Origin of the sequence: Acidovorax sp., from assembly GCF_022763525.1 — a bacterium.
Lineage (GTDB): Bacteria > Pseudomonadota > Gammaproteobacteria > Burkholderiales > Burkholderiaceae_C > Acidovorax.
This window is the reverse complement of record NZ_JALEGG010000231.1, coordinates 1-6,089: the sequence shown is the minus strand read 5'-3', so window position 1 is coordinate 6,089 and position 6,089 is coordinate 1. Positions and strand designations below refer to the sequence as shown.

Below are 6,089 nucleotides of genomic sequence, written 5' to 3'. Positions count from 1 at the left end.
GGGTAGGCAGTGCGCGCGCCGGGCAGCATCCAAGGCACTGCCAACGTGTCGCTGGTTTCGCCGACGAGCACGATCTTGTCCTTGAAAGTTTCCAGTGGCACCCGCCCGTCGATCACCTGCGCCAAAGAAAGCGGCGCGTACGGTCGGGCTCCCTCGGGGTTGCTCGCACTGAACCGTGGCCGCAGGGTCGCCATGGCGTCCGTGGGTACCTGCATTCCACCGAGCCACGCACCACGGGGCGCGTCCTGGACCCGAAGATCCTGAAAACCCAGGTGCAGGCTGTGCGCCGCAGCCAGCAGCGCCACAGCCGGAACGCCGACCCCGTCGTGCCGCAGAACGAGTGGAATCTCACGGACACGGCCGTCGCCATCGGGCACCGCAGTCCAGTGGCCCACTCCCGCGGCCGCCGAGCCAATCGTTGCTACGGGATAGCTCGCGGAAGTGGCGGGGACCGCCATGGCGCCGGGATCGCGCAAGGCGCTGCGGTGTGCATAGTCCGGCAGCGCAGTGGTGCCAGTACCCGAAAGAGCGTAGCGTGAGACAAGCAATACGTTGCCCGCCCGGGCCAAGCTGGCCGCCAGCCGGGCATCGATGTTCAGGGCTTTCTCGGCTGCGTCGGTCGTGCGGCTCAGCTCCGCCGCCAATGGCGAACCTTCACCGGCTCGCGCAAGGGCTTCACGTATTTTTCGGATGTAGGCCAAGCCGCGGTCGGACTGCGGTTCGGCAAAGGACGGCGTCAATACGATGGTCTTGGCCCCGGCTTGTGAAAGCCGGTCCACCAGCGTGGCGTACAGTTCGCGTGAACCAGCACTGTCACGCAGGGCCGGCAGCGCTGCCAGACTGGCGTCGTCAATGCCGATGACGGCGATCTCGGACAGGGGCGGCGGGAGCCCGCTGCTGGTGGCGGCATCGTACAGGCGAAGCTCCAGCCCCTCCAGCGCCCCGGTGGCGGCGCAGGCCAACAGCACAGCGGCCCCAGCCACTGCAGCTCGTACACCAGCGGCACGCCAGAGGCTTCGCCACCCTCCCGATTTTGGTCGTCCCACTTGTTCTTGTTCCACGGCCTGAATTGACCCGATTCAAGCAATATTCACGCCGGGCAGTAGCCTGCTCGAAGGGGGGCAGGAGGAGTGCGTGACTCCTCGGCGGCTGGAAACCTTGCCGATTCTGGGCCGCCAAGGGTGACAAGCGCCGCTCCGCCTGTCATTTATGTCACCCGACCAAGGCTCACGCCCTGGCGCACGGTACAGGGGCCTGAACGCGCCGAGCCCTGGCGGAAAAAGAAAAAGCGCCTGGAACCGGCGTTCCAGGCGCTTTGAGCGCAGGGCCGCCCCAAGGGGCGGTCTGGTGTGCTTACTTCAGCTGGGCCTTGAGCAGCTTGCCCAGTTCCGACGGATTGCGGGTGATCACGAAGCCCGACTCTTCCATGATGGCGAGCTTGGCATCGGCCGTGTCGGCACCGCCGGAGATCAGCGCGCCTGCGTGGCCCATGCGCTTGCCGGGAGGAGCCGTCACGCCAGCGATGAAGCCCACCACGGGCTTCTTCATGTTGGCCTTGCACCATTGGGCGGCTTCGGCTTCGTCAGGACCGCCGATTTCGCCGATCATGATCACAGCGTCGGTGTCTGGATCGTCGTTGAAGGCCTTCATCACATCGATGTGCTTGAGGCCGTTGATGGGGTCTCCGCCAATGCCCACGGCGCTCGACTGGCCTAGGCCGACTTCGGTCAACATGGCCACCGCTTCGTACGTCAGCGTGCCCGAACGGGACACCACGCCGATACGGCCCTTGCGGTGGATGTGACCGGGCATGATGCCGATCTTGATTTCGTCGGGCGTGATCAGGCCGGGGCAGTTGGGCCCCAGCAGCAGGGTCTTCTTGCCACCAGCGGCTTCCTTGGCCTTCATCTTGTTGCGCACCATCAGCATGTCCTTGACCGGAATGCCTTCGGTGATGCAGATGGCCATGTCGAGGTCCGCTTCCACGGCTTCCCAGATCGCGTCAGCTGCGCCTGCCGGTGGCACGTAGATCACCGACACGGTGGCGCCGGTCTGCTGGGCGGCTTCCTTGACGGAGGCGTAGATCGGGATGTTGAAGATCGATTCGCCGGCCTTCTTGGGGTTCACGCCCGCCACGAAGCAGTTCTTGCCGTTCGCGTATTCCTGGCATTTTTCGGTGTGGAACTGGCCGGTCTTGCCCGTGATGCCCTGGGTGATGACCTTGGTGTCTTTGTTGATGTAGATCGACATGTGTGTTCTCCGGGCTTACTTGACGGCAGCAACGATCTTGGTCGCAGCTTCGGCCATGGTGTCTGCGGCGATGATGGGCAGGCCGGACTCGGCCAGCATCTTCTTGCCCAGCTCTTCGTTCGTGCCCTTCATGCGCACGACCAGCGGCACGTTCAGGTTCACGGCCTTGCAGGCGGTGATCACGCCGGTGGCGATGGTGTCGCACTTCATGATGCCGCCGAAGATGTTGACCAGAATGCCCTTGACCTTGGGGTTCTTGAGCATGATCTTGAAGGCTTCGGTCACCTTCTCGGGGGTGGCGCCGCCGCCCACGTCCAGGAAGTTGGCGGGCTCGCCGCCGAACAGTTTGATGGTGTCCATGGTGGCCATGGCCAGGCCGGCGCCGTTCACCAGGCAGCCGATGTTGCCATCGAGGCTGATGTAGGCCAGGTCGAACTTGGAGGCTTCCACTTCGGCCGGATCTTCTTCGTCCAGATCGCGGAAGGCCACGATTTCTGGGTGACGGAACAGGGCGTTGGCGTCAAAGTTGAACTTCGCGTCCAGGGCCATCAGGTTGCCCTTGGAGTCGCAGTTCAGCGGGTTGATTTCCACCAGCGACGCGTCGGTGTCCATGTAGCACTTGTAGATCTTGGCGAAGATGTCCACGGCTTGGTCAATGGAAGCGCCGGTCAGGCCGATGGCAGCCGCCACCTTGCGGGACTGCGCTTCGGTGATGCCGACCAGGGGATCGATCATCTCGGTGACGATCTTCTCGGGCGTGGAGTGGGCCACTTCCTCGATGTCCATGCCGCCTTCGCTCGAAGCGATCAGGGCGACCTTCTGCGTGGCGCGGTCGGTGACCAGCGACACATACAGTTCGTTCTTGATGTCGGCGCCGTCCTCGATGTACAGGCGGCGGACTTTCTGGCCTTCAGGGCCGGTCTGGTGCGTGACCAGTTGCATGCCCAGAATTTCGCTGGCGCGGGCCTTCACGTCGTCAATGGTCTTGGCAACCTTCACGCCGCCGCCCTTGCCACGGCCACCGGCGTGGATCTGGGCCTTCACGACCCACACAGGGCCGCCGAGCTTCTGGGCTGCTTCCACGGCTTCTTGCACCGTGAATGCGGGAATGCCACGCGGAACGGGCACACCAAAATTGCGCAAGATTTCCTTGCCTTGGTATTCGTGAATCTTCATGAGGTCTCTCTCAGGGAAGGGTGGTTGGTACCCGTTTGCCATGAACAGTTGTCTGGCCGCGGGCTTGGGACATGGCAACCCGCGACTGTATCATGCTGCAACGCACCATCCCTTGTGCCTTGTACGTACATCCCCTTACCACCGGGCGGCGGCCCTGTGGTTGCACACGAAGGAAACCCCGATGTCCAAAGTCTTTATCGACGGCGAAGCCGGCACCACCGGCCTGCAGATCCGCGAGCGCCTGCAGGCCATGCCGCAGATCGAATTGGTCAGCATTGCGCCCGAGCTGCGCAAGGATCCCGCCGCCAAGCGCGAGCTGATCGCGGGCGTGGACCTCGTCATCCTTTGCCTGCACGACGACGCCGCGCGCGACACCGTGGCCATGGTGGACGAAATTGCCCGCACGACCGGCCGCAAGGTCAAGGTGATTGATGCCAGCACGGCGCACCGCACCGCGCCCGGCTGGGTGTTCGGGTTTCCCGAACTCGCGGCCGGACAGCGCGATGCCGTGGCCGAGGCCGACCGCGTGGCCAACCCCGGCTGCTATGCCACGGGCGCGATCGCGCTGCTGCGCCCCCTGGTGGATGCGGGCCTGGTGCCGCCGGATTTTCCACTCGCACTGCCCTCGGTCAGCGGCTATTCGGGCGGCGGCCGGACGATGATCGAGGCGTACGAAGCCGGCACCGCGCCGCTGTTCGAAGCCTATGCGCTCACACTGCAGCACAAGCACTTGCCAGAAATCATGCGCTACACCGGGCTCACGCGGCGCCCGATTTTTGTGCCGTCGGTGGGCAACTTCCGCCAGGGCATGCTGGTGCAGTTGCCCCTGCACCTGGACCTGTTGCCGGGCGCGCCCAAAGCCGCGGAGCTGCACGACGCGCTGGCCGCTCACTACGCCAAGAGCAACACGCCCGAGCAGTGGGTCAGCGTGCTGCCACCGACCGCCGATGGCAAGCTCGACGCCACTGCGCTCAACGACACCAACAAGCTGGAACTGCGGGTGTTTGCCAACGAGGAGCATCGCCATGCAGTGCTGATCGCGCGGCTGGACAACCTGGGCAAGGGCGCCAGCGGCGCGGCCGTGCAGAACCTGCAGTTGATGCTGGGCCTTTGAGCTGCAACGCTCCCCTCGCCTTGCGAAGGCGTTGGCCGTAGCGGGGCTGCCGATGCTGCGGCGATGGGTGGCATTGGCAGAGGGTGGCAGCGGCACGTACACCGGGCTGTAGCCAATACGGGGGCTTGTCCGACAGCCCCCCCGATGGAGGGCCTCTACGGTCGGTGGTCATCCACTGCACTGCACGAGGCTTCCCATGGACACCACCCCCCGCACCGCATCTTCTTCATCCCACCCATCGGCCGACCCGGCCCCTGGGCCCGCGCCCCGCCCAACCAGTGGACGGGAAAACGGCGGGCTGATGTACTTCTTCATCGGCGCGGCCGTGCTCGCGTTGCTCCTGGTGGTGGGCTTCAACATGCTGGGTCCGGATGGCGCGTCCCGCACTGGCGTGGGCGACGGGCCGGCCCAGTCGTCCGCTGGCCCCACCACGGGCGGCCCCAGCCCCGGAGCCGCCACCCAGGCTGGCACGGCGGGTTCATCACAGAATGAGGGCGCGACAGGCGCGGGCGTCGGCAGCCCCACAACCACCACCGCCAACCCCGCCCAGAGAGGCGACACGCCCGCCCCGGTAGGGCGAGAGAGCGTCGGCGCCCCCGCGGGCGGTGCGCCTCAGACCACCCCAGGAAGAACCGAGGGCGTGAGCGGCGACGGAACCACTGCAGGCGACACGCCGGCTGCAGCGGCCCAGTCCGGCGCGTCGGCCATCCCCGCTGCGCCGCCCGCATCGCGCTGAGCTGCCCCCGATGCCCACCCGCCATGCCCGCACGCCGATGGCTGGCACCATCGAGCCATCGGTGGCGATGCTCGTCACAGCGGTTCGGTATCGCCTGAGGCCTGCGCCGCATTGGCGCGTAGCAGCCGGTGGATCACGTCGCCGGAAAAACCCCGGCTGCTCAGAAACCTCACCTGCCTGGCCCGCTCGCGCAAGTCCGCGGGCGGGACGCCAAACTTGCGTTGCCACAAGGCCTGGGCGCGGTCGAATTCACTGGCTTGCAGGCCCGCCACGGCGTCCTGCACGGTTTCAGTGGCCAGCCCCTTGGCTTGCAGCTCCTGGCGAATCCGGGCTGCGCCCATCTGGCCCGCACGGCGGTGCAAGGTGGATTCCACCACCCGCGCCTCGCTGATGAAGTCCTTGGCCTCCAGGTCATCCAGCACCGCCTGCAGGTCATCCCCTTCCTGCACATGCGGTGCCAGCTTGCGCTGCAGTTCGGCCCGTGAATGCTCCCGCTGGCTCAGCAGCCGCAGGGCGCGACCTTTGAGGGAGAGTGTGGTGAATCCCATGGCGGCCTGAATGCTTTTATTTTGATAGCTGTTCGCGCTTGCTCATCAAGCGCCGGAGGGGGATTTTCTCCAAATTTTGGGGGTGAATGTCCGCCCCCGTAGTCGAAACTGCAGTGCTGCTCGGCTCACGCCTCGTCAGCAGCGCCGGCTTGCGCCAGCGCCGCTGGTAGCAGGGCGATGCCCAGCTGCTCGCGCACTTTGTTTTCTTGAAACTGCAGTGCTACTCGGCTTACGCCTCATCAGCAGCGCCGGCTTGCGCCAGCGC

The 6,089-nt window shown here is 65.6% G+C and carries 6 protein-coding genes; 2 read left to right on the top strand and 4 right to left on the bottom strand.

Features of this window, described 5'->3' with window-relative positions:
- The 3 genes from MRY84_RS17815 to sucC form a co-directional block, all read right to left on the bottom strand.
- The coding region (locus MRY84_RS17815) for a CHASE2 domain-containing protein (protein WP_291507037.1) at positions 1-983 on the bottom strand (983 nt) is incomplete at its 3' end.
- A 370-nt stretch (positions 984-1,353) separates the two neighbouring features.
- Positions 1,354-2,250 (bottom strand): succinate--CoA ligase subunit alpha, encoded by an 897-nt coding sequence (sucD, locus tag MRY84_RS17810; protein ID WP_044395070.1) that lies wholly within the window; start codon positions 2,248-2,250, stop codon positions 1,354-1,356.
- Between the two features lie 15 nt (positions 2,251-2,265).
- On the bottom strand, positions 2,266-3,426 hold the full coding sequence (gene sucC / locus MRY84_RS17805) for an ADP-forming succinate--CoA ligase subunit beta (protein ID WP_209816811.1): 1,161 nt from the start codon (positions 3,424-3,426) through the stop codon (positions 2,266-2,268).
- A gap of 181 nt (positions 3,427-3,607) precedes the next feature.
- On the opposite strand from sucC, the gene argC reads away from it, so the two are divergent.
- Positions 3,608-4,540, top strand: coding sequence for an N-acetyl-gamma-glutamyl-phosphate reductase (gene argC / locus MRY84_RS17800; RefSeq protein WP_291507036.1), 933 nt, complete (start codon positions 3,608-3,610; stop codon positions 4,538-4,540).
- Between the two features lie 196 nt (positions 4,541-4,736).
- Positions 4,737-5,276: a hypothetical protein gene (locus MRY84_RS17795; protein WP_291507035.1), complete on the top strand. Its 540-nt coding sequence runs from the start codon at positions 4,737-4,739 to the stop codon at positions 5,274-5,276.
- A 74-nt stretch (positions 5,277-5,350) separates the two neighbouring features.
- Here the strand turns inward: MRY84_RS17795 and recX are convergent, their stop codons facing one another.
- Positions 5,351-5,824, bottom strand: a complete 474-nt coding sequence (gene recX, locus MRY84_RS17790) for a recombination regulator RecX (RefSeq protein WP_291507034.1) — start codon at positions 5,822-5,824, stop codon at positions 5,351-5,353.
- Between the last annotated feature and the right edge of the window lie 265 nt (positions 5,825-6,089).

Excerpts from the sequence above, each read along its gene's own strand:
- sucC (WP_209816811.1), bottom strand. The coding sequence starts at position 3,426 with ATGAAGATTCACGAATACCAAGGCAAGGAAATCTTGCGCAATTTTGGT.
- MRY84_RS17795 (WP_291507035.1), top strand. The coding sequence starts at position 4,737 with ATGGACACCACCCCCCGCACCGCATCTTCTTCATCCCACCCATCGGCC.
- argC (WP_291507036.1), top strand. The coding sequence starts at position 3,608 with ATGTCCAAAGTCTTTATCGACGGCGAAGCCGGCACCACCGGCCTGCAG.
- recX (WP_291507034.1), bottom strand. The coding sequence starts at position 5,824 with ATGGGATTCACCACACTCTCCCTCAAAGGTCGCGCCCTGCGGCTGCTG.
- sucD (WP_044395070.1), bottom strand. The coding sequence starts at position 2,250 with ATGTCGATCTACATCAACAAAGACACCAAGGTCATCACCCAGGGCATC.